Origin of the sequence: Methylomonas sp. AM2-LC (genome assembly GCF_039904985.1) — a bacterium.
GTDB lineage: Bacteria > Pseudomonadota > Gammaproteobacteria > Methylococcales > Methylomonadaceae > Methylomonas.
In genome coordinates, this window is sequence record NZ_CP157005.1 from 3888552 (window position 1) to 3911142 (window position 22591).

The following is a 22591-nucleotide window of genomic DNA, read 5'->3' on the forward strand; positions in this document are numbered from 1 at the left end:
CATGCTATTAAGGGAAAATCATGGAAAATAAAGATAATAAAAAAAAATTTGATAGGTCAGCTAATGTTGCTAGCTATCCGTCAGCACGATATTTTCAGCTTTATTTTGACATTTTACATGAAGAGCTAAATGAGAATAAACGCATAATGGAAAACCTGCAAAAACAATTATCGGATTTATTGATTCATGTATCTAAACCACAGAGTTAATCACATTTTGTGCAGCCCATTAAATCGTAACGGGATTTCTATAACAAATGACGAAAAATGAATTGATTACCGCTTTAGCTGCCCAAAAACCGGAATTATCAAAACGTGACGTGAACTTGGCTGTCAAAAATATTATTACGCTTCTATATAAAACGGTATGCAGCGGTAAACGCATAGAAATTAGAAACTTTGGCAGTTTTTCCATAAAAATCCGATCCGCTCAAGATAAGCGCAACCCTAAAACCGGGGAAAAAATCCGAGTTCCAGATCGAAATGTGTTGCGTTTTAAACCGAGTCGTAAATTGGGTGCGCAGGTAAAAACTTTTCAGCAACATTAAAAAAAAACAACATTATTCAACTACCATTCCGTCATACTAGCTAAGCATAGAATTAACTTATGCCCCCACTATAAACAATACCTTTGAACAGATCGACTCGTTGCTTGAAACGGGCCGATATGTTTATCCACTTCAGAACCAACTTATCCTGGCTGGCATGAGATATACGTGCATCCTCGACGTTAATTGATTTTTTTAGCCATCTCAACACTGAATTCGATACCCTTTAGCGAGTTATTGATTATCATACCTGCAATAGTTACTGGAACAATGGATGGAGTCGCTTCGATCATAAAGATACCCTACTCCAATTTGAACGTACACGTTTGATCACTACTCAACAAGTGATTAATATGCTGGAACCACTTATCAAATCAACAATGGTATGAAACAAACTGCACAAGTCGCTAATCTACGGGACGCTTTGCAACAATCTAAACAATCATTTATGGTTGCTGGCGTTCTCAGTTTTTTTATTAACATTCTGATATTAGCCCCTATGATTTACATGATGCAAATCTATGATCGCGTCATGGTGAGTAGTAGTATTTCCACTTTGGGTATGCTGACTATCCTGTTAATGTTTTTATTAGCCTTAATGGGCGGACTGGAATGGGTGCGCAGCCGGATTTTGGTATTAACTAGTAACCGTCTCGATCAATTACTGAATATCCGGGTTTTTGATGCGTTATTTATCCATGCCTCCAACAATGCAGGGCGCAATGCCACAGTCCAACCCTTAAACGACTTATTACAAATCCGCCAGTTTCTAACTGGCTCGGGCTTATTTGCTTTTTTTGATGCACCTTGGCTTCCGGTTAACATTTTGGTGATGTGGTGGTTTCATTGGAGCTATGGTGTGGTTGCCCTATGCTCGGCATTGATATTGATGAGTCTTAATGTCTGGAATGAATTTGCCACGCGTGATTTACTTAAAAAGGCTAACGACGAAGCATTGGAAGCAACCCAATATACGCAACGCAACCTGCGAAATATTGAAGTCATTGACGCCATGGGCATGTTACCGCGTTTGCGTATGCGCTGGTTACGTAAACAAAATACCATGTTGGTTAAACAAAGTAAGGCGAGTGGAAAGGCGGGCCTAATAGCAGCTATTTCCAAGCTTTTCCGCACTATGATTCAATCCTTGATTCTGGCGTTGGGCGCTTATCTGGCCATAGAAAAACAGATCTCACCAGGGGCAATGATCGCAGGTTCTATGCTATTGGGGCGTGCGCTAGCTCCATTGGATATATTAATTGGCAGCTGGAAAGGTTTTATCGGTACGCGTGATGCGTATGCTCGCCTGGACAAACTGCTAAACAGTGTGCCGTTGCGGGAAACCCCCATGCCTTTGCCTACCCCGTTAGGTCAAATTCGCATGGAAAACGTTGCCATCCAACCACCCGGCTGTCAGAAACCGGTGCTTGTCGGCATTAATTTAATCATTGAGGCGGGACAACAAGTCGCTATCATTGGTGCCAGCGCTGCAGGTAAATCGACTTTGGTTAGAGCCATGCTGGGATTGTACAAACCCGCTACAGGTCAAGTACGATTGGATGGTGCCGACATTAAGCAATGGAATCGCGAAATATTGGGAAACTTTATTGGTTATCTGCCGCAGGATGTGGAGTTATTGGATGGCAGTATTAGTGAGAATATTGCACGCTTTGGTGTAATTGATGCGGAACAGGTGATTGAAGCTGCACGAATGGCGGGTATACACGACATGATATTAAGCTTACCAGAAGGTTACGATACGATAATTCAGGGACAAAGCAACGTTTTATCTGCAGGACAACGGCAACGGATTGGTTTAGCACGAGCCTTATACGCTTCTCCGCGGCTGATAATTCTGGATGAACCTAACTCTAATCTGGATCTGGATGGCGAAACTGCGTTGGCGACAGCTCTTAACAAGTTACGTGAGCAGAGTTGCACGGTGGTGGTAGTCACTCATCGACCCAATATACTTGGGCAAGTGGATAGTATTATTATTATGCGTGAAGGGCAAGTGGCGGCTTATGGCCCCCGCGATGAAGTTCTAATTGCTTTACAGCGCGCCAGTGCTGCAACTGGCTCTGTCAATAACGCAACAACTGTTCCGGTGGGTAAATGAGTAAGGCCTTTATAAACGATAATACCGATGAGGAAATTCCACCCACTGACGATAGCTCCACACGCCTTCTTGGTCTATTTCTGGTTATCTTTTTATTTGGCGGCTTTGGCGTTTGGGCTGCATTGGCACCACTGAGCAGTGCCGCCCATGCTCCAGGTCAAATTACTGTGGAAAACTATCGAAAAACCATACAACATCTGGAGGGAGGCATTATAGAGTCTATTCGCGTGCACGATGGTGATTGGGTCGAAAAAGGCCAAATATTGGTTAGTTTGGATGATACTCAATCCCGTTCGCAACTGGAGGTTTTTCGTGGTCAATATTTCATCGCATTAGCCCGTGAAGCTCGGTTGAGTGCTTTACGTGACAATAAACCACAAATCGTTTATCCTCAGGAATTATTAGCAGCCAAAGGCGATGCACGCGCTGATGAGGCCATGCAGGTGCAAAGCCAAACCTTTCGGGCGCGGAGACTTTCGCAGGAAAATGAAAAACATTTATATCAAAAGCAAATTGCACAATTGCATGCCAAAGAACAAGGACTAACAGCACAGTTGAGCAGCAAAGACAAATCCACGCGCTCCTATGCCAGTGAATTGAAAGTGTACCAGCTGTTATTAAAAGAAGGTTATAGCGACAACAAAATTGTTAACGAATTGGATCGCAAATTAACTGATAGCCAGGCACAAAGTGCTGAACTGCAATCAAATATAGCATCTGCTGGTTTACAAATCAGCGAAACGGAACTTAAGGTCTTACAGCTAGAAAAAGAGTTACAGAGCGAAGTAATAAAAGAATTGGCCGACGTGCAATCCACCCTGTTTGATCTGCGCCAGAAAATTCACGCGCTGGAACAAACCGTAGAAAGAGGCATAATCAAAGCCCCTAATGCAGGCAAAGTGCTGGGTTTAGCCGTGCATACTCAAGGTGGTGTTATTGCTCCGGGTTCGCCTATTTTGGAAATCGTACCGCAAAACGAGAAATTGCTAATAGAAGCCAAAGTGTCACCGTTGGATATTGATAATGTCAAAATTGGTCAGAGTGCCGAAATTCGCTTCAGCGCCTTTAAAAGCAAAGAACTGCCTCGAATTGAAGGTAAGGTCATTGCTCTATCTGCCGATAGCCTGACCACAGATGATGCCCAACATATGCCCTACTATCTAACTCGTGTTGAGCTTAATCCCGAAGGTTTAGCCATTTTCCATAAGTTAAATCTGGAGTTAGTACCGGGCATGCCGACCGAAGTATTAATCCACACTGGCACCCGTTCACTTTTACAATATTTGTCAGATCCTTTGAGCGATTCGTTTTCTCGCGCCATGATAGAAGAGTAGTAATGAGCCCCTACCAATTACTCATATGTTTTGTACTCTTCCTGCTAACATTGACATCAGCTAATGCAGAAAGCCTGTTACAGTTATGGGCACAAGTGGTCGAAAATAATCCAACCCTAAAAGGCTCAGAATATGCGGTTGAAGAGGCACGCGCCCAACAGGATCAGGCCTTAGCCAAATTGCTGCCCAACGTTAGTATCAATAGTTATTATTCTTTCAATAATTACAATCCAAATGCTATGGCAACAGGTTTTCAACCGTTTGGTGGAGGTAAAACGGTCGATTATACGGGTTATCGAGGCATATTACAGATTAGCCAGCCCATCTTTGATTTGCCATCTTATCTACGCTTGGAAAGCGCCAAAAGCCAGTCCAAACAAAGCGAACAACAGGCACTCGCTCAACGTATGCAGCTAGCTTACAATTTAGTTGATCAATATTTAACTGTTTTGGAAGCGAACGACTCGCTCTTACAATTAGAGGCAGAACTAGCCGCTACCCAGGCACAGCTAAAAAGTATGCGCATGATGCGCGAACATGAACTGGCAAGTAGTACTGATTTGTACGAAATCGAAGCCTATGCCGAATCCTTAAATAGTACCCAGTTGGAAGCTCAGCATCAAAAAGCCATAGCAACCGAAAAAATCCGCAAATTAACCGGCACGGTAATGCAAACAGCCGACCCGCTGACGCAAAACGAGTTTCCAGAAGTTAAACGCAGTGTAGATGAATGGGTTCAGGAAGCGTTAAGCGCCAATCCGCAATTATTAGCGCTGCAATATGCCACTGAATCTGCGCAATCAATGCGAGGCAGTGCTCTTGCCGGGCATTTGCCTACGGCTTCAATTAGTGCCAATGAAATTTATGCCAATACCAGCTATAACAATTTACAAAGTTCTTCCACTTACAATGTAGGCTCTTTGTACCTGAATTTAAATATCCCTATTTATGCGGGCGGCGGCATTGAAGCCGGTGAACGTGAAGCGGCCAGCAAATTCCAGATGTCGCGAGAAAAGATTGAAGAAACTCGTCGCAGTATAGAGGAAGACACTAGAACAGCGTGGCTAAACGTGGTTTCCGGACATACCCGCATTGCCTCCAGTAAAAAAGAAGCGGTTTTTCGAGAACAGGCCAAAATCGGCAAAGAACGCAGTTATCAGCTGGGTGTAAGCACCATTATTGATGTGCTGGATGCACAAAAGCGTTTATTGAAAGCCAGAACCGATTATTTTAAAGCACGCTATGAGTTTATCCGCAATTTGATCCGCTTGCGTCTCAACGCAGGTTCTTTTGCCGATCTTGATCTGGAATCCATCGCACCCTGGTTTGGTAATCCCATAAAATTGGAAGAATAAGTAAGCAGTCATTATGCTCAGCGCCGTTGAATCAGTAGAACCATGTACAGACTAAATTCTCCCACTTAGGATTTGCATACACCAAGTAATCTCACTTAGTTATTATTAGTTTACTGCTTATATTTAATAATATTAAGTTGAAAGAAACATCAGCATTCTTCATTTATTAATTAAACTATGTTATTTAACCTATTTTTTTATAATTTATAGGTCATATGCCGCAATTTTACCTAGGTGATTAACTTACTTTAATCATCGTCATTAAAACTCAAGCTGATTAGTTACTTACCTCATTAATTTTCTTTGTGACAATTTGTCGCGCGACAATTAACCACATTTTCATTATTCGATTATTTTGTTAGATTATGCTCCATCTCATCCTTATTAGACATGAGATATAAGATATAACATTTAATCTTGTAAACGGACGTAAGGAATTACTTATGAATAAATATGCTACTATCGCCATCTCAGTTACTTTAGTTTTAGCACTGACTGCTTTTAATGCGACTATCGCTGGCGAATCGAATGATGATACTAAATCAGTTGCTTGGTATGTTGCCAACGTCAAAGCAGCGAAAATGCAAAATCAACAATGTCACGATAATCCCAGCTTACAATCGACACCTAATTGCGAAAACTCACTTCATGCGTTGCAAATTATGTTTAAAGGCGGCAATTGAGCTAAAGGGAACTTTGAAAATCATCTATCGAAAAGCACAATGCAAACGGCTAGTTTTTTGATTATCACTCAACTATCTGCAAGCATTATGCTTTTCGATTTATCTTATTGATACTTTTAACACCTCTAAATTCATAAGCAGCTTTTGAACAGATAATCATTTATAAATATAAGTCTACGTCCCTATTACTTAAAAAATAATCTGAATAAATGGGAATATATGGACTTAACTGTTAAAGGGCTGTGCGGGTTTCATCATTAGTTATCTTTTCATCTATTATTACTGTTATAACAATAATATGATGGTGAGAAAGCAATAGTTTCAGAACGCTTTAAAGGGCAGGATAATTATGAAACGATCTAGTCAGCCTAATACCTTACATACCTCCATTGAAACAGAAATAGCACAACGCGCTGCTTTTCATGAAGCAGGACATGCTGCGGCCATTTATCTGGAAAACAATCGCAAAAATTTGCCCTCACTTTATTTTCAGATACATATTCAAAAGCAAACCCGATTATCTTCGACTTTCTCTACGCAAATATGCGGTGGAAGACAGATAGATGATTTATTTTTATTACATTATGACGCAGAGCAAAAAGAGGAATATACCTATCAAACGGCCTACGAGGCCGATATAGTCAATTTCCTTGCAGGATCGCTTGCAGAAGCAAAATATGTTGCCCTACGCGATAACGAAATCTTCAACATTAATTTACTTAAACCTGATGCTCTAATTAACTACGGTGGCAGGGCAGACTTACAAGAAGTTAAATTTTATTTGGAGTTTTTTATACCCTTTCCAGAGAAGCGTATAACAACACTTAACGCGTTATTTGTTGAAGCATTCACTTTTGTTGATCACTTTGAAAATTGGCAGACTATTTCCGCATTAGCCAAACATATCCTTAATAGTGATGAAGAATATATTCGCTTTGAACAAGTAAAAGAGGTGCTCGACAAGCCCTATCAATACCATGATATTAATTGTTTATAAATGGGAAATATTGCCACAGTGAGTAGCAAATCGTTATCGTTGACACTCTAGGGAATTTCGAAAAACCTGGCTTTTGTGCTTCGACAGGCTAAGCACAAACAATAAGCCATTGATATATAAAACAACCGCTTGCCCTGAGCCCTTCGACTATGCTCAGGAAAGCCTTGTCGAAGGATGATTTTTCGAAGTTCCCTCTACTGAAAATAAGTGAATTAGAAGCTCTGTAAGCTACAACCAGTTTATTGGAATAATACTCTAAAAATCCACGTGAAAACGTAAACCCAGCACACTCATAGGACCACGGTCGGCGTTATAACCGGGATGATTGATAAACTGATAATCGGCGGTAGCGAAGGCGGAACTGATTAAATTATATTTATAATACACATCCAGAACTTGCTCGGGACGGTAAGTAAGATAACCATCACCAATGAATTGATCAATACCGCCCATTTGCAAATATTTTACATGCACCGCAGATAACATGTTTTGTGCAAGCCCTACACCAAGCGCATCTTTGTGCCTGCCCCATAATTTGCCATGAAACACCGTACCTAGAGAGATAGAGCGATCAGTAGAGGTGTAGTTGTAAACTTCGGTTCTGCCATCGTTGTACATGCCGCGAAAGAAAAAGCCAATGTCTTCGCTAATATGTTGTTCCAGATTGATACCGATACCGTATTTGTCATCGGTACGACGCGCCCAGCAGACATCCGGTGCACTAGTGTTATTTGAGCCATAATTCCAACCAAGGCAGTTAGCCGCATTTTTGCCCGAATCAGCTTGATAAGCGGAAATAGCGCCGGCAAAGCTACCCGTATCTTCATGATTATGAAACCCCAGAATTCTGACAGCCCCCTCTTGACCAAAAACAGTGTGTTTATGTTCCACTTCAATTTGGTCGCCATAATATTTAAAGGCTCTAAAATCGATGGACAGGTCATTCGGGTTTTTAGGAGGCAGAAAGCGACCAATACGGTAGGTCCAGTTATCGTAGTACAGTTCGGCAGCCAATCCAACAGTATATCCGCGCGAGTCTGCGGCAAAGTCGTAAGCACCATAGGTCATAAAGGACATGTTGAAGAATTGCTGGCGTAAATCACCAGAAAAGGTGTTTTTATCAAATATATCCAGTACACTCATATCACCAAACGAGACCACCACGCGATGATTATCAACATCTTGTGCCAATTGTAGTGGCCCTGAATCAAGATGAGTGCTTTGCCCACCCAAATTAAAAGTTTGTTTTACATAAGCACGTGAGCGATACCAAGTAGGTTGTACCGTTCCCGATTTTTGGAATTCAAAATCCTGTATGGAGCCACCCAAGCCTTTTAAATTAGAAAAAGGATCTTCAGAGATCATTTCTGGAGCGCCATACAGCTCGGTGCCTTCCCAAAGTTTTAAGCCACCGTATAAGGTGACAGTACCGGTAAAAGCATTTTGTGCTTGCGGCAACAAAGAATTGCGTGAACCATTAACATTGGTATAGGCGGCTGGAAATGCCGGGTGCCATTGCGATATAAAAGTCCCCTGCCCGTATAAATTCCAGCGTTCGTTTTGTAAATCGTGCAAGCCATTTTCGGCGAGTGTACGCATAAAGGAAAAACCGGGTACATCATCAATTGGAAACTCTTCTTTCTGGGGTGCGCGTTCATCAGCAAAAGCATTTAGCTTAAAACTTAACAGCATCACTGCTAATAAACAGCTGTTGTGCCTAAAAAAACTGATTTTTGTTATACCTATGCAATTTTTAAAAATGGTAGTAATGGTTAATTCTCTGTAAATTGTTATTCTGCTGTTTAGCATTTATTTGACCAAGCGCAATAGTACTTATTACTGAATATATTGCCTATCATGTTTAAACCGTATTGCAATTAAACTGACCCTAGCAAGTGAACGCAAAAGACTGATCTTGCCTGCAACGTTTAATGGTTACCGTTCCTTTATGTAAAAAGGATAAGTTAGACCTATCATGATAACCTTAGTTGATCTTACAAATATATCAATGCAGAGTTTGTAAATATGAATAACAATAATTATCAATACTGAAGTGAGTAGACAAGCAAAGTAGCTAAAATGGCAAGAATCACGATTGCAGTCAACAAAGAAGGTTGAGAATTGCTAGCGCATCGTGGCTTCTGCACTCTTTTTTTGACCAAGTGCAAGAAGACTCACAAAATACAATTTGAGCTTAGTTTGAAAGGGTAAGTAGTGCTTAGTGCTTTACGATTTTGTACAATAATTTAGCATTGCGTTGATAGTTGTAGTTACTTTGCAGTATTTCTGGTAAATCGGCAATACTACACGGTATAAAACCACGTTCAATAAACCAGTGTATGGTTTGTGTGGTACGCACATACAAGCGACTAATGCCTTGTCTGGCCGCTTTTTCGGTTAAATAATCCAGCAAGGTATTGCCACGCTCACCTTTTTGATAGTCTGGATGCACCGCTAGACAGGCTATTTCGGCACTATTATCGCCATTAATAACATGAAAAGCGGTACAACCCAGTATCAGCCCATCGCGCTCAATGACAACGTAATCACTAATTTCCATTTCCAATTTTTCGCGTGAACGTTTAACCAAAATACCTTGTTGTTCTAATGGCTTGATCAAATCCATGATACCGCCAATGTCTTCTAATCCAGCTTGACGGATTGATTCAAAGGCATTGGCACTCACCAGAGTACCAATGCCGTCACGTGTAAACAATTCCAGCAACAGACTACCATCAAGCTGACGATTGATTAAATGTGCACGCTGTACACCCTGTAAACAACTTTGCATAGCAGCTTGTAATGATCGCGCCAGTTCGGCTGGCAAACCAGGTTTTTGTTGCAGTAACACTTCAGCCTGATGGATAGTCAGTTGCTGAATGGGGGTTTCATCCTCGGGTACTACACAGTTTTGCTCGGTCAGTAGTATCAGCTTATCTGCTTGCAAGGCAATAGCCACTTCGGTGGCCACTTCTTCCGCTGACAGATTAAACACTTCGCCACTGGGGGAATAGCCTATTGGCGAAATGAGCACCACATTTTGATTGTCCAATTGCTGATGAATAGCTTGGCTATCTATACGCCTTACTGTACCCGTATATCCATAATCTATGCCATCCAGGACACCCAATGGCCTGGCGGTGACATAATTACCTGAAGCCACCCTAATTTTGGCACCCGCCATGGGTGAGCCAGAAATCCCCATGGATAATAGTGCTTCGATTTCTACCCTGACTAAACCTGTCGCCTGTTTTACATACTGCAGTGTACTAGCATTAGTAATGCGCAAGTGGTGATGAAATTGTGCAGTATCGCCCAGTGGTAATTGCGCATCAATTTGCTGACGAATACCATGCACCAGTACCAATCGCACCCCCAGACTTTTTAACAGGGCAAAATCGTGGATTAGATTATCAAAATTTGCTTCGGTGACAGCCTGCCCACTAAAAAAAATGACAAAAGTACTGTTGCGATGCGCATGTATATAGGGCGATGACGCCCGGAACCAATTAACGAATTCGTTTTGTAATAGCATGGTAATCTTTAAACAATCAAAGCATAAAACGGGCTTTTAAATACAAAGCCGCCAAAATCAGATAGGCAATAAAACTCAGCCCCAACAACCAGGGTTGCCCTTTCGGCCTGGCCCAAGCTGGCAAGTGAGGGGGTAACATATGATAATTCATCAGATAAAGGGCTACGGGAAACAGGATGGTACCAATAAAACCGATTAAAGCACTGATCAATATCAAAGGACCAGGCGCATCTAATTGCATGGTGAATGACGTAATAACCGTCAATAGTGCCAGAAAAATATAATACCAGCGCCGCGCAGACCACTGCCGGGATTTAGGAAACAGAGTTAACACAATATCTGCCTGGATACGGCTAACGGCATCAGCCGTAGCCAACCAGGTATCGGTTAAAAACGCCGCGGCAACGACTAAAAATAATAGCCGACCTATTTCGCCCCAGGTTACCGCAAAAAACTGGCTCTGTACCACCGCCAGTTCGTATTCTTGTGGCAATAGCCCTTTGGGTAATAACAATGCATAGGCTAACAGACAGGTCATTAAGGTGGTAAACAGGTTTCCCAAAATACCAACCAGAATATCCACCTTTAAAAAACGTCGCCAAATTTGCCAGCGAACAGCGCTCTTACTTTCATCTGTCGGTAAAAACCCCTCACAAAGCACGGCTTCTTCAGCACCGCCTAGTCCCGTTATGCGCCCCACTAGACCAGCCATCCCTGCACCTTTGTCGCGCAACCAGTAGGAATAAAATAAAATCCAGAAGCCACCTAAACCAGCAAAAGTAATGGCTGTGAGTAACTTACTGGCATCTTGACTATCCCAGGGTTGTGGCATAGGTCCTACTGGACCTAATAAGCCTTGCATAAAACTGGGAATAGCAGCCTGGACTTCAGTTTGCAGACAGGCACACAGCAAGCCAACGACAGTGACAACGGCAACCAGTTTCATAAAGCGTTCAATTAAGGTATATACCACACCACTGGCTAAAATAGCGCTAATAAATACGGCTATTGAGGCATAACCCCAAAACAGACTTTGCCCGCGTTGGCTCCAGCCTTGCGGCCAATGTGTCAGCTCAGCCAATGCGGTGCCGCCAGCAGAAGCAAAAGCACCAAACCATAAAAAAGACACCGTCATTAACAACCACAGAAAAATACCGAAACCGCGATGCAGACGGATAAAGCCATGAAAAATACTTTCCCCTGTTAGCAGTGTGTAGCGTCCTATTTCCAAATTCAGTGGATATTGTAATAAACAGGCAGGGATTAACAACCACAAAAAAGTTAAACCATATTTAGCGACCATATAGGGCCACCAGATTAATTCGCCACTTCCCTGAGCAAGAGCCATCCAGACAACGCCGGGGCCAAGTGCCGCCAACCAACCGGGGAAACGCGGCATAGTTTGGCGCGGCAACTGTTGTAAATTTGAATTATTCATGGTCAATCTGTGTAAGCGATAGTGGAATGCAAAAAACTACACGTACGTGAGTGCAGTATTGCAATGGTGTCTGTAAAAATAGTGTACCCGTTCACCCAAATCCTGTCGAAAAACATGCAATTCTAATCGGCAAAAATCAGGGTTTTTGATGTATACACGTATAAAAACCGCTTATTTCCGCAAATTTCATACTTTTTAGCAAATTTTATGTACTTTTAGCATAGTAAATGATTATTGTCCGTAGCATAGAGGGAGAGCTTTTCGTCCCATTTGCTAACTTCCTTCTGGGCCAGCATTGTGCTAACGTGGGCGTTTTTTTCGCTAGGAATTGCTATGAAGCCATTTAGTCCCTTCTGTCTTGCCCTAACTATTGCCTGTTTTTCGACAGGTTTATTCCAACCCGTTAGCGCGTCTACCACGCCTATGGGTCAGGATAAATTGCGCATTCATACCAGCACACCGAAAAGAAACAAGGATTCTTTATTTTCTTATACTGTCGAATGGCGAATTGATAACGCCGAATTATTTCGCTCTTACGCGCTGAGCTTTCTGAATGGCAAAAAACAGGAAGGAGATGGCTCTGGCGTAATGGTTGCCAAAAAATTGGTAACCGCGATGAAAGATGGTTTGATCCAGCTTGACCCAAACTGGCGCGGTATTACAGTGGAACAAACACCTGACAGACCGGCATTTACTATTGTCAACAAAGCGGGTTACTCTTTAACCAATATTACTATCCGCGATTACAGCGACCAGGCTCTGAGTTTTGATTTGGTAGATAAGTCATTTACAGAAGCCGGAGTACAAGTGGCTTTTGATCTGGTTTACACCGCTAACGTAGAATACATAGACGACTTTTCAACCCGAACCGCTCAAACGGCTTCAACCGGTGAAATCATTATCAAAATTGAGAATGAAAATCCTATTCATATCAAAACTGACGGCAAAACGACTGCGGCACTGGAAGCAGAAATTGCTGAACACCTTGGTTCTGCTCATTTAAGCAAAACACCACTATTTCCAGTATTACCCAGCTCGGACACTCGCAATATCAAACCTTTTGATGACAGCGAAGTACAATTTTTAAACTTGGAAGGCAAATCTATTAGTATTGATGTGACTGATCCAGAACTCGGGGTCATCAGTAAATTTAAATACCTGGATAACAATGGGGCCATACATTTATTAGAACCGCGCTTCATGATGGGGCTACTGGCTGTAGTTAGCTTTGTTACTGTTGGTTTTTTATGGTTTCGAAACAAAAATAAACCCGCTTAACGGGTACTCTTGGATACTATTATGACAACCACATACGCCAGAAAAGCAATTCTTTAATCCATTTGAATAGAGTAGCGTGCTGGGTAAAGCCAATAGCCGAAACCCAGCATTGACAGATGACAAGCTGTGTAATGAATTAGCGACTATCTTCATTGTTAGACGATAAGAGTCGTTGTTATAATGCTAAAAAATATCATCACTACTCAACAACCATGAGCGGATTGCAAAACCGTAATTATTATTGGCAACGCGTTAAAGCAACCTGCTCTAAGTGTAGCGTAGGCCGTTGTGCCTCCGGTTTTACTTCTCTGTTGCAACCCTATTTATGCAGGGTATCCATGCGGATTTTGCTGCGCACATTCTCTGTTTGTTATCCACTCATTGGCTTTATGTTATTGTGGTGGGGGCCCAATTTATTTTCCCACAAACCATTGGCTGGCGAATTTGCTTTTGCTGCTTTACCTGAACTCTCGGCAAACCAACCTGAAACCAGTGTAAAAGAACTGCCATTATTAAATGCAGGATTACTTGTTTTAAAAGCAGATAAACAAGGTCACTTTCGTGGCAGAGCATTAATTAACAATATACCCATGCCATATCTTATCGACACAGGTGCGACCAAAACATCTATACCTTATGATTTGGCAGTTTCTGCAGGTTTAACTTTGGGACAAGCTATTGACACGATTACTGCGGGCGGAAGAGTGACCGATCATCTGACAAAAATAAAAAGCTTAAAAATGGGTAATGCTGAAATTAAAAATCTGGATGCCATTATTAATCAACATTTAAATGAAGTTTTAATCGGCATGAATACGCTTAAATTATTTAACCTAACGCAAACTGGCGATACCTTAACATTGTCAGCCAACACGCAGACCAATATTAATTCTACTCAAATATCGATCCTTGATACTAATAACACCACCATTGACAACTTGCTATCTGAAAAGCAGCTTAAAAAAAATCATACTATGAAGAAAACAGTCAGTTGTGATGAATTTAAAACCTGTAAAACCATCTATAGCGATCATTGATTTCTTCGCCGTACAGTTTTAATACCCCTACCCTAGCTTTTCTTTTTTACCCTTAGGTCACCATGCAACCATCTAGCATATTGAACTCGGCTTTTATAAAATTGTTATGTTTTAGAGTTTTAATTGTGCTTGCGTATCAGATTATTGCTATCGTAGTCGGTTGGCACATCTATGAACTGACTCACGACCCACTGGCATTGGGCTTAATTGGACTGGCGGAAGTAATTCCTTACTTTAGCTGTGCCTTATTTGCGGGCTATTTAGTTGATCATTATTCACGGCGTTGGTTTGGTATTTTTGCTTGTTTATTAATGAGCATTATTGCCTTGTGTTTACAATCGATTGCCAATAATACTATTAGTGGCGATCCCAGCGTCTGGATTTATACACTCATTGCCTTTACCGGAATGGCAAGAGCTTTTTTCGGTCCGTCATACAGCGCCCTGTTTGCGCTGGTATTACCACGAGATTTATACAGCAAAGCCGCGGGCATGGGCAGTTCGGTTTTTCAACTCGGACTGGTCACTGGCCCAGCCTTAGGTGGGTTTCTGGTGGCCTGGTGTGGAAAATCCGGTGCCTATAGCATTGCTGCCGTGTTGTGTTTAGCGGCTACCGTTGCCTTGTTAGCATTACGCATCCCACAACCACCCTCTGCAGAACGAAGCTCCTTGTTTACCAGCATTGGTGAAGGTTTGCGTTTTGTATTTAGTCAGCAAATCATTTTGGGGGCTCAGTGTCTGGATATGTTTGCTGTGTTATTTGGTGGTGCCGTTGCCATGCTGCCGGCTTTCATACATGATATTTTTCATTATGGGCCTGAGGGTCTGGGTATACTTCGCGCAGCACCGGCGGTGGGAGCGGTGCTGACCGGCCTTATGCTGGCGCGCCATCCGCTTAATTTACATGCGGGGCGTTGGTTGCTAGCTGCAGTCGCAGGCTTCGGTTTGTGTATTATCGGCTTTGCCTTGTCCAGCAATTTTTGGCTTGCCGCCTTATTTTTAATGATCTCGGGCAGCTGTGATGGCGTCTCGGTGGTGATGCGTACCACCATCATGCAATTAATAACCCCAGATAATCTGCGCGGTCGAGTGGCCGCTATTAATGGTATTTTTATAGGTTCATCTAATGAATTGGGCGCTTTTGAGTCGGGACTGGCGGCAAGCCTGTTAGGCTTGGTACCTTCAGTCCTGTTTGGCGGGGTTATGACTTTGTTGGTGGTGGGTGCAACGGCAAAACTGGCACCGAAATTACGTCGTTTGGAATTAAGTCAATTAGAATGATCCTTACAGTGTTACGCTACATTAAGGTAGCGCAACACTGATCATTAGGCTAGCGTTTTACCAAACCAAATGGCATTAACTCAATTAATAAAACCATTCACAATCATTTCAACCCCACCGCCATGCAGAGTGGTTGTTACTTCAACAGCCACACAGGCTGTACCCGTTGCTGAGCTGAAAACCAGTGGGCTAGGATAAGTTAAATGCAAAGTGGAAAAGGGTTGCACATACACAGTCATTTGCGGAGTACCACCACCAATAATGGATCCAGAACACGTTGTACTATTAGAAAAAACAGGTGCAAAAACAAATACTTGCTGCGCAGATGAATCGAAATTAGTCAGAGTAATACTGGTTACACCCAGTATCCCCGTTCCAGGACCCACTGCAGCTGCTGAATTCAAAACCTGTACTGTACCCGAGAATGGTTTTGAAGGCGATACCGTTTCTACATAAGCCGCTTTAACGCCGCTCGCTGCTAAAGCATTACTTACATTGAAACCTAAACCTATAGCCATTACTGTAAATAAGACAGTGGTTTTTAATTGTTTGGCTGACATTTTTAACATTTAACGCTCCTGTTTATTTTTATTAAGATTTATAGTGGCCAACGAAAAGCCATTTTTTTATTTATGTGGACAATTAACTACGAAGTTTTCTAGTTGCTATACCCAACAAACCGAAGCCAAATAGCAGCAGACTGCTTGGTTCTGGCACGGTAAAAACATCGCCAGTGACAGCCAGTTGATAATAATAAGGATTAGTCGTTCCTGAATCGCTACCAAGACCGGTAAATCCATCTTGCAGCGTACCCGTAGTAGGATTATTTTCTGCAAACGACATATTGGCAAAAGAACTTAAAGCAAGCTCATAATGCCCTGCTGCCAATGAATAAGACAGTGAAAAATCACCTCCGGTACTAAAAGCCTGAGTATAGTTGGATTGATTATTGAACACAGCAGAGTTGCCAGTACCTTCAAACAAGGTGAAATAAGGATCGATACCACCCAACGCAAAGCCTTGACTTTCAAAAGTCACTGTTCCAGCAGTCAACACTGTAAAATCGTATATAGCTACGTTGTTGACCATGTCAGCAGGCGTGTCAAATAATGCTGTAGTGAGATCACTGGCAACTAATGCCGAATTACCTGCATCATTTAGATAACCACTAAACGTATCGGTAGTCGCATTGGCCGTGTTAACCAACCCCAAAAATAAACTCAATAAATAAAAGCGACGTATTAACATAATTTACCTTGCAGCGGATATACCGGTATTTTAAAAAATTTGATGATGGTTTTATAACCACCGTTACTCACTTGAAAAAACTGTAATCTCTATTAGAATTTCACATCGGTGTAACAGATAAAGTAAATATTATGCTTTGATGCCGATAGACACAACTTTCAAAACAGAAACTTATCCTTATCATGATTAAACAAAAAAAACTGTGCGCTTGGTCATGTTATCTATTTAACAAAAATTGTCAATAATTTTTGAATAGCACCTTCATTTAGCTAAATAAAAACCTGGAAAAATACCTAAAAAACAAAAGACTATAAAATAAAAACAATATTTTTCAAAAACTTAATATTTTTATTCCAAAAAATCCATTAACAAAGAATACCAAAAAAAATCCACAAAATCACATTGACGATATCTTTAGAGGGAAAGTTCTGCAAAAAACCAGAATGACGCACTCTCTAGCTGAAAATTGGCCAAAGCTAAAGTTAAAGCCGCCCTCATCAACAGCCTTTGAAACCGACTATTATTTCCAAACCTTACTATTAAGCGAAAATTTCGTGCAAGAAATTCTGCATCGCTAGCCAGGAGCGCTGATCCGCTTTGATATTATAGACCGTGCCAAAATCAGGGTTATTGGCTACTGGATTAGTAAAGGCATGCAGGGTTTGACCATAACTATGCACTTGCCAATCGGCATTTGCGTCACTCAGTTCTCTCTGTAAGTCAGACACTTGAGCGGGTGGCGCCATGGGATCATCATAACCATGTAACACCAGCACTTTGGCCTTGATAATGGGATTAGGAATGTTTTCAGGTGGTGACAATAAACCATGAAACGATACCACTCCACTTAACTCAACTCCAGTACGCGCTAAATCCAACGCACACAAACCACCAAAACAAAAACCGATGGCTGCAATGCGCCGATTATCCGCCCATGGCAATAATTTAACAGCTGCCAAGCTGGCGAGCAGACGTTTTTGTAATAATGTGCGATTTTGCATAAAAGGCTGCATCAGCCTGGTACATTCCTCTGGCGTAGAGCCTAAAATACCTTTCCCATACATATCGGTTGCAAATGCCAAATAGCCCAATTCGGCCAGTTTTTTTGCCTTGTCTGCAACAAACTCGTCACGCCCACACCAAGCATGATGAATCAGCACGACTGGACGCTGTCCGGAAAAACTATCGTCGTATGCAAAAAAACCTTCCAACACTACTTCATCATGCAAATAGGCAACTGAATTACTGATAATAGTCATGTTAATGCTCCGGATTCTTTTAAAGCCACTAAAATACCTGCCGATGCCGCTTCAGCCATATCCAGCACTCTTTCAAACCCATACGCTCCTCCATAGTATGGATCAGGTACTTCGCGCACCTTTAATTCAGGAGCAAAATCCAAAAAATATGCAACTTTATGCTTGTACTCTACTGGACAACTTTGTTCGACACTGGCAAAGTTTTCGTCATCCATCACCAGAATATGATCGAACAGCACAAAATCATTATGATTAATTTTTCTGGCTCGAATGGTTTGCAACTCAATTCCACGATCACGCGCTGCTTTTTGTGCGCGCAAATCGGGAGCATCTCCAACATGATAAGCATGGGTACCTGCCGAATCAATGTGAAAGCGCTCAGTTAGATTATTTTTTACTACCAAATCGGCAAAAACACCTTCTGCCGTTGGGGAACGACAAATATTGCCCATACAAACAAATAATATCTTTATTTTGTGCATAACTTAGAGTTTTTTTAATAGAAGTCCAAGAATTGTAAGCTATACTTTGGACACTGTCTTTAAGTGCTTTAAATCGGGATTAGATACGGGCCTGGCAAGGGGGGATCTTAATGCAAATGCAGCACCTCTTTAACATCGTTATCTAAAATAAATCCTAGATTACTAAAACCTGAACGTAAAAGGGCAAAGCTCGCAAAGAGTACTTAAATTTATAAAAAAACTCAGGAGATTTGTATGAGACTGATGAATTTACATTCAGTGGGTGTAAAAGTTGTCGCTATTACCATGGTAGCGTTATGTATTTTGGGGATTGGTTTACTAATCTTATTCTCAGTTGTAGAAAAAAATAAACTTATTGATCGAAAAATAGAAAGCTCACGGCAATTACTACTCATTTCCGAATCTATCCGTGATCAAACCGTGGCAAAATGGGAAAATGGTTTATTTTCTCCAGAACAGTTAATACAATTTGTTGCGGAAAAACCCAATAAACGCGAACTAATAATGGCAACGGTTCCGACTGCAAATGCCTGGAATGTAATTGAATCTAAAGCTAAAGAGGGTGGATTTCGCTTTAAGGCACCCGCATTAAATCCTCGCGATGTATCCAGAAATCAACCCGACGACTTAGAGCGTCAGGTACTTGATAAGTTTAAAGCAGATAACACCCTGAAAGAATATAGTTATATTGACGAAGAAAAACTGGAAATTCGCTATTTTAGACCTGTAAAACTGGTTAAATCCTGCGAAAACTGCCATGGTGATCCAAGCACTTCTCTGGCTTTATGGGGAAATGATAAGGGTCAGGATTTACTGGGATACCCCATGGAAAATCACCACGCCGGTGACTTACATGGCGCTTTTGAAATCATTTCACCCTATAGTTCAGATTACAGCCAATATAAACTCACTATAGTGTATGCAATCATCGCTTTATTGCTGGGCTTACTCATTGTTGGTATCACTGGCTATTTTGTGATGAACAGCATCATCATTAGCCCCTTAACCAAACTGGCTCTTAACTTACAAGCCATCGGCAGTGGTGATGGCGATTTACGTGCACGCCTGGATGCATCTGGAAAATCTGAGCTTGCCTGGGTAGCCTCAAGCTTTAATTCTTTTGTGAAAAAAATCAGTCGAACCATTGAGTCTATCAACCATACCAGTGAACAACTGGCCACGGCTTCCAATAAATTAGCTACGATTACCCAATCCACTCAATCTGGCGTGGATCGTCAATTGCAAGAAACCACCATGGTTGCCAATGCCATGAAACAAATGACAAGCACTGTACAGGAAGTGGCGCGTAATGCGGTTAAAGCATCTGAAGCGGCTGAAACAGCTGACAGAGAAGCCACTGCCGGTAAAAATATTGTTAATGAAGCGGTAAAAGGTATCAACAGTTTGGCCACGGAAGTAGAAAATGCTGCAAACGTTATTCATGAACTTGAAAACGATAGCAATAGTATTGGCGAAGTATTAGGGGTTATTCAAGGTATTGCAGAACAAACTAATTTATTGGCATTAAATGCTGCTATCGAAGCCGCCAGAGCTGGAGAGCAAGGTCGAGGCTTTGCGGTGGTTGCCGATGAAGTGAGAACCCTGGCCAGCCGCACGCAAAATTCAACACTGGAAATTCAACAAACCATCGAACGTTTGCAGGGACGCGCCAAACAAGCTGTTTCCGTGATGGAAAATGGTCGAAAACGTGCATCATCCAGTGTTGATCAAGCTGCATCAGCAGGTGGATCTATTACCTCTATCAGCCAAAGAATAGATATGATCAATGACATGAATAATCAGATCGCGAGTGCTGCTGAAGAACAAACCGCTGTAGCTGAAGAAATCAATCGAAATATCAGCAATATTAGCCACGTTTCGGAGGAGACCTCTACTGGCGCTAAAAAAACAGCGGAAGCCTGTAAAGAACTTTTGGAGCTGGCAAATCAATTGCGTGCCACTATAGGCAGTTTTAAAATATAAACCTCTGCTGGCCGACTAGCAAAGGTATAACACTAATAACCGGAAGCCTAAAGGCTTCCGGCTCGGTTACAAACGACATAACGACATAGGGATAGGACGATGAGTACCGATATCAACCAATTGTTAAACCAAATTCATAACCTTCCGCAAATTCCAGAAATAGTTAATAGTATTATCAATCAACTTGGCAATCCTAATTCGGACATTCTTGATATTGCCAAGAATGTCGAAAAAGAACAAATGATTGCTTTAAAAGTACTGCGCTTGGTAAATTCTGCGCATTTTGGATTGACTCGAAAAGTGAATTCAATAGAAGAAGCGACATTAATAATTGGTATATCGCAGTTGAAAACACTGGTGATTGCTTCCAGCCTAGTGCACAGCGTTCCAAGTATCCCTAATTTCGATGTTAAGCAATTCTGGAACACTACATTTTTAAGTGCCTCATATGCAAAATGGTTTGCAGATAAAGCGCAACTACAGGCAGAAGTGGCTTATACAGCTGGCCTGCTTAGCGGATTAGGTAACATTCTTCTACATTTAGGCGCCTCTAAAGAAGCTAACGAAATTGATCAGCGTGCCAAAGCGGGCAGTTTTCGTCCTGACGTTGAAAAAAAACGGCTAGGTTTTACTAATCAAGCTGTTTGTGCCGAATTATTACGTCGCTGGAAACTGGGTGATGAATTAATTACGGCCATTGAACAATCAGCAGAGCCTTTATCTGTAGCGACACCGAATCAATTAGCTTGTGCTGTCTTTTTAGGCAATTATATTTCCCAATCTCTGGCAAGCGATCAGTCCGCCGCAAATATTCTGAGTGATTTCCCCTTCGCAGTGACTGAGAAAATTGGCTTGGGTGCTGATGTGATTGAAGCCAATATTAATGAAATTCTTGCCATCAACTCTAACTTAGAAGGTTTAACCGATTAATTCCAAAAATCTAAGCACGCCGACGAAACTGAATTAACCCGTTACTCTTGATTCAACGACTGCTGCTGTTCTTTTTCATCACGACATAGCACTGCATTGGTAGCAATAGGGTCTAGCGAGTCCTGGTAATGATTTTCTTCAGGAGGAAGATCTGCCATTAATCCTGAAAAAAGGGGTGTGTAGGCTTGTACAGTATGGTTAATCGCCTGAACTACCGCTTGGTAACTCTCTAGCACTTGCAAACCCAGCGGAGTAAGCGTGGCTCCACCACCATCTTTTCCACCCTTCGCAGTCAGTACCAAGGGCTCTTTAAAACAACGGTTCATCACATCCACCAGCATCCAGGCGCGTCGATAACTCATTTGCATGGATTTTCCAGCAGCGGAAATAGAGCCTGTCTGCAAAATTGCCAATAATAACTCAGCTTTACCCGGCCCCATGGCAATTTCACCGTGATGCATTAATCGGAAAGTAAGCTTGGTTTTTGGTGACAAGACTTCAGTATTTGCTTGTTTAGAATTCATACTTCGAATAAAGGTTGCAGAGTATCAAAAATTGGCATCATATACTTACTCTCTAGACATATACAGTTAATTTATTGAAACCCTCAGGTTGGGGTAAACCCAACTAAGAAAAATTATTCTCATTCATCGTAACCTCTGTAGATTTTAGCTGACATTGATTACTTAAAAACCCCTTGGCGAAACTCGTTACACTTATGCAATGCACTTTGTCATCAGTAATTGCAATCAATATGCTTAGTGATTGCCGAGAATGTTATAAATATCCGCTATATTCATGGTAGAATAGTACGTTTTAAATATAGGACTTAAATTATGGCAAAAGAAGATCAGATTGAAATGGATGGTAAGGTAATCGACACCCTGCCTAACACCATGTTTCGAGTCGAACTGGAAAATGGGCACGTTGTCACAGCACATATCTCCGGAAAAATGCGTAAGCATTACATCCGCATCCTCACTGGCGACAAAGTCAGAGTTGAAATGACGCCTTACGATCTAACCAAAGGCCGCATCACTTTCCGCAATCGCTAATCCCGTTATTACACGGGATTAGATAACTGCT

At 41.8% G+C, this 22591-nt stretch carries 21 protein-coding genes; 13 read left to right on the forward strand and 8 right to left on the reverse strand.

Annotated elements, in window-relative coordinates:
* Positions 1–20: 20 nt before the first annotated feature.
* The 7 genes from ABH008_RS17230 to ABH008_RS17260 all read left to right on the forward strand — a co-directional run bounded on the left by ABH008_RS17230 (position 21) and on the right by ABH008_RS17260 (position 7035).
* Entirely contained in the window at positions 21–209 is a 189-nt protein-coding gene (locus ABH008_RS17230) for a hypothetical protein (protein WP_347986845.1), read from the forward strand.
* Positions 210–256: 47 nt separating this feature from the next.
* Positions 257–547: an HU family DNA-binding protein gene (locus ABH008_RS17235; RefSeq protein ID WP_347986846.1), complete on the forward strand. Its 291-nt coding sequence runs from the start codon at positions 257–259 to the stop codon at positions 545–547.
* A 385-nt stretch (positions 548–932) separates the two neighbouring features.
* A complete protein-coding gene (locus tag ABH008_RS17240; protein WP_347986847.1) occupies positions 933–2666 on the forward strand; it encodes a type I secretion system permease/ATPase in 1734 nt (577 codons plus the stop codon).
* A complete protein-coding gene (locus ABH008_RS17245; RefSeq protein WP_347986848.1) occupies positions 2663–4000 on the forward strand; it encodes an HlyD family type I secretion periplasmic adaptor subunit in 1338 nt (445 codons plus the stop codon). The genes ABH008_RS17240 and ABH008_RS17245 overlap by 4 nt, the downstream gene beginning before the upstream one ends.
* A gap of 2 nt (positions 4001–4002) precedes the next feature.
* Positions 4003–5355, forward strand: coding sequence for a TolC family outer membrane protein (locus ABH008_RS17250; RefSeq protein WP_347986849.1), 1353 nt, complete (start codon positions 4003–4005; stop codon positions 5353–5355).
* A 443-nt stretch (positions 5356–5798) separates the two neighbouring features.
* A complete protein-coding gene (locus ABH008_RS17255; protein WP_347986850.1) occupies positions 5799–6038 on the forward strand; it encodes an EexN family lipoprotein in 240 nt (79 codons plus the stop codon).
* A gap of 349 nt (positions 6039–6387) precedes the next feature.
* A complete protein-coding gene (locus tag ABH008_RS17260) occupies positions 6388–7035 on the forward strand; it encodes a hypothetical protein (RefSeq protein ID WP_347986851.1) in 648 nt (215 codons plus the stop codon).
* A 255-nt stretch (positions 7036–7290) separates the two neighbouring features.
* On the opposite strand, the gene ABH008_RS17265 is transcribed toward ABH008_RS17260, so the two are convergent.
* The 3 genes from ABH008_RS17265 to ABH008_RS17275 all read right to left on the reverse strand — a co-directional run bounded on the left by ABH008_RS17265 (position 7291) and on the right by ABH008_RS17275 (position 12008).
* Positions 7291–8727, reverse strand: coding sequence for a carbohydrate porin (locus ABH008_RS17265; protein ID WP_347986852.1), 1437 nt, complete (start codon positions 8725–8727; stop codon positions 7291–7293).
* Between the two features lie 526 nt (positions 8728–9253).
* On the reverse strand, positions 9254–10570 hold the full coding sequence (gene argA / locus ABH008_RS17270) for an amino-acid N-acetyltransferase (protein WP_347986853.1): 1317 nt from the start codon (positions 10568–10570) through the stop codon (positions 9254–9256).
* A 16-nt stretch (positions 10571–10586) separates the two neighbouring features.
* Positions 10587–12008 (reverse strand): Nramp family divalent metal transporter, encoded by a 1422-nt coding sequence (locus ABH008_RS17275; protein WP_347986854.1) that lies wholly within the window; start codon positions 12006–12008, stop codon positions 10587–10589.
* Between the two features lie 333 nt (positions 12009–12341).
* On the opposite strand from ABH008_RS17275, the gene ABH008_RS17280 reads away from it, so the two are divergent.
* The 3 genes from ABH008_RS17280 (at position 12342) to ABH008_RS17290 (ending at position 15603) form a co-directional block, all read left to right on the forward strand.
* On the forward strand, positions 12342–13286 hold the full coding sequence (locus tag ABH008_RS17280; RefSeq protein WP_347986855.1) for a hypothetical protein: 945 nt from the start codon (positions 12342–12344) through the stop codon (positions 13284–13286).
* Between the two features lie 212 nt (positions 13287–13498).
* Positions 13499–14323, forward strand: coding sequence for a retropepsin-like aspartic protease (locus tag ABH008_RS17285; RefSeq protein ID WP_347986856.1), 825 nt, complete (start codon positions 13499–13501; stop codon positions 14321–14323).
* 62 nt (positions 14324–14385) lie between these two features.
* Complete coding sequence (locus ABH008_RS17290; protein ID WP_347986857.1) at positions 14386–15603, forward strand: MFS transporter; 1218 nt, start codon at positions 14386–14388, stop codon at positions 15601–15603.
* 80 nt (positions 15604–15683) lie between these two features.
* Here the strand turns inward: ABH008_RS17290 and ABH008_RS17295 are convergent, their stop codons facing one another.
* The 4 genes from ABH008_RS17295 to ABH008_RS17310 all read right to left on the reverse strand — a co-directional run bounded on the left by ABH008_RS17295 (position 15684) and on the right by ABH008_RS17310 (position 18592).
* Entirely contained in the window at positions 15684–16172 is a 489-nt protein-coding gene (locus tag ABH008_RS17295) for a hypothetical protein (RefSeq protein WP_347986858.1), read from the reverse strand.
* 73 nt (positions 16173–16245) lie between these two features.
* Positions 16246–16851: a DVUA0089 family protein gene (locus ABH008_RS17300; protein WP_347986859.1), complete on the reverse strand. Its 606-nt coding sequence runs from the start codon at positions 16849–16851 to the stop codon at positions 16246–16248.
* A gap of 539 nt (positions 16852–17390) precedes the next feature.
* Positions 17391–18110, reverse strand: coding sequence for a dienelactone hydrolase family protein (locus tag ABH008_RS17305; RefSeq protein ID WP_347986860.1), 720 nt, complete (start codon positions 18108–18110; stop codon positions 17391–17393).
* Complete coding sequence (locus ABH008_RS17310; RefSeq protein WP_347986861.1) at positions 18107–18592, reverse strand: low molecular weight protein-tyrosine-phosphatase; 486 nt, start codon at positions 18590–18592, stop codon at positions 18107–18109. The genes ABH008_RS17305 and ABH008_RS17310 overlap by 4 nt, the downstream gene beginning before the upstream one ends.
* Before the next feature lie 234 nt (positions 18593–18826).
* On the opposite strand from ABH008_RS17310, the gene ABH008_RS17315 reads away from it, so the two are divergent.
* Positions 18827–20575, forward strand: coding sequence for a methyl-accepting chemotaxis protein (locus tag ABH008_RS17315; RefSeq protein WP_347986862.1), 1749 nt, complete (start codon positions 18827–18829; stop codon positions 20573–20575).
* A 99-nt stretch (positions 20576–20674) separates the two neighbouring features.
* Positions 20675–21505, forward strand: a complete 831-nt coding sequence (locus tag ABH008_RS17320) for an HDOD domain-containing protein (RefSeq protein WP_347986863.1) — start codon at positions 20675–20677, stop codon at positions 21503–21505.
* Between the two features lie 41 nt (positions 21506–21546).
* Here ABH008_RS17320 and ABH008_RS17325 read toward each other — a convergent pair whose 3' ends face one another.
* Positions 21547–22029, reverse strand: coding sequence for a molybdenum transport protein (locus tag ABH008_RS17325; RefSeq protein WP_347986864.1), 483 nt, complete (start codon positions 22027–22029; stop codon positions 21547–21549).
* 312 nt (positions 22030–22341) lie between these two features.
* Between ABH008_RS17325 and infA the strand changes: the two genes are divergently transcribed.
* Positions 22342–22560, forward strand: coding sequence for a translation initiation factor IF-1 (gene infA / locus ABH008_RS17330; protein ID WP_347986865.1), 219 nt, complete (start codon positions 22342–22344; stop codon positions 22558–22560).
* Positions 22561–22591: the final 31 nt, after the last annotated feature.

What these genes read in the sequence shown, in the direction of transcription:
- ABH008_RS17250 (WP_347986849.1), top strand. Translation starts at nt 4,003, where the DNA reads ATGAGCCCCTACCAATTACTCATATGTTTTGTACTCTTCCTGCTAACA.
- ABH008_RS17325 (WP_347986864.1), bottom strand. Translation starts at nt 22,029, where the DNA reads ATGAATTCTAAACAAGCAAATACTGAAGTCTTGTCACCAAAAACCAAG.
- ABH008_RS17315 (WP_347986862.1), top strand. Translation starts at nt 18,827, where the DNA reads ATGAGACTGATGAATTTACATTCAGTGGGTGTAAAAGTTGTCGCTATT.
- ABH008_RS17235 (WP_347986846.1), top strand. Translation starts at nt 257, where the DNA reads ATGACGAAAAATGAATTGATTACCGCTTTAGCTGCCCAAAAACCGGAA.
- ABH008_RS17275 (WP_347986854.1), bottom strand. Translation starts at nt 12,008, where the DNA reads ATGAATAATTCAAATTTACAACAGTTGCCGCGCCAAACTATGCCGCGT.
- infA (WP_347986865.1), top strand. Translation starts at nt 22,342, where the DNA reads ATGGCAAAAGAAGATCAGATTGAAATGGATGGTAAGGTAATCGACACC.
- ABH008_RS17255 (WP_347986850.1), top strand. Translation starts at nt 5,799, where the DNA reads ATGAATAAATATGCTACTATCGCCATCTCAGTTACTTTAGTTTTAGCA.
- ABH008_RS17320 (WP_347986863.1), top strand. Translation starts at nt 20,675, where the DNA reads ATGAGTACCGATATCAACCAATTGTTAAACCAAATTCATAACCTTCCG.
- ABH008_RS17305 (WP_347986860.1), bottom strand. Translation starts at nt 18,110, where the DNA reads ATGACTATTATCAGTAATTCAGTTGCCTATTTGCATGATGAAGTAGTG.
- ABH008_RS17290 (WP_347986857.1), top strand. Translation starts at nt 14,386, where the DNA reads ATGCAACCATCTAGCATATTGAACTCGGCTTTTATAAAATTGTTATGT.
- ABH008_RS17300 (WP_347986859.1), bottom strand. Translation starts at nt 16,851, where the DNA reads ATGTTAATACGTCGCTTTTATTTATTGAGTTTATTTTTGGGGTTGGTT.
- argA (WP_347986853.1), bottom strand. Translation starts at nt 10,570, where the DNA reads ATGCTATTACAAAACGAATTCGTTAATTGGTTCCGGGCGTCATCGCCC.
- ABH008_RS17240 (WP_347986847.1), top strand. Translation starts at nt 933, where the DNA reads ATGAAACAAACTGCACAAGTCGCTAATCTACGGGACGCTTTGCAACAA.
- ABH008_RS17245 (WP_347986848.1), top strand. Translation starts at nt 2,663, where the DNA reads ATGAGTAAGGCCTTTATAAACGATAATACCGATGAGGAAATTCCACCC.
- ABH008_RS17310 (WP_347986861.1), bottom strand. Translation starts at nt 18,592, where the DNA reads ATGCACAAAATAAAGATATTATTTGTTTGTATGGGCAATATTTGTCGT.
- ABH008_RS17295 (WP_347986858.1), bottom strand. Translation starts at nt 16,172, where the DNA reads ATGTTAAAAATGTCAGCCAAACAATTAAAAACCACTGTCTTATTTACA.
- ABH008_RS17285 (WP_347986856.1), top strand. Translation starts at nt 13,499, where the DNA reads ATGAGCGGATTGCAAAACCGTAATTATTATTGGCAACGCGTTAAAGCA.
- ABH008_RS17265 (WP_347986852.1), bottom strand. Translation starts at nt 8,727, where the DNA reads ATGCTGTTAAGTTTTAAGCTAAATGCTTTTGCTGATGAACGCGCACCC.
- ABH008_RS17230 (WP_347986845.1), top strand. Translation starts at nt 21, where the DNA reads ATGGAAAATAAAGATAATAAAAAAAAATTTGATAGGTCAGCTAATGTT.
- ABH008_RS17280 (WP_347986855.1), top strand. Translation starts at nt 12,342, where the DNA reads ATGAAGCCATTTAGTCCCTTCTGTCTTGCCCTAACTATTGCCTGTTTT.
- ABH008_RS17260 (WP_347986851.1), top strand. Translation starts at nt 6,388, where the DNA reads ATGAAACGATCTAGTCAGCCTAATACCTTACATACCTCCATTGAAACA.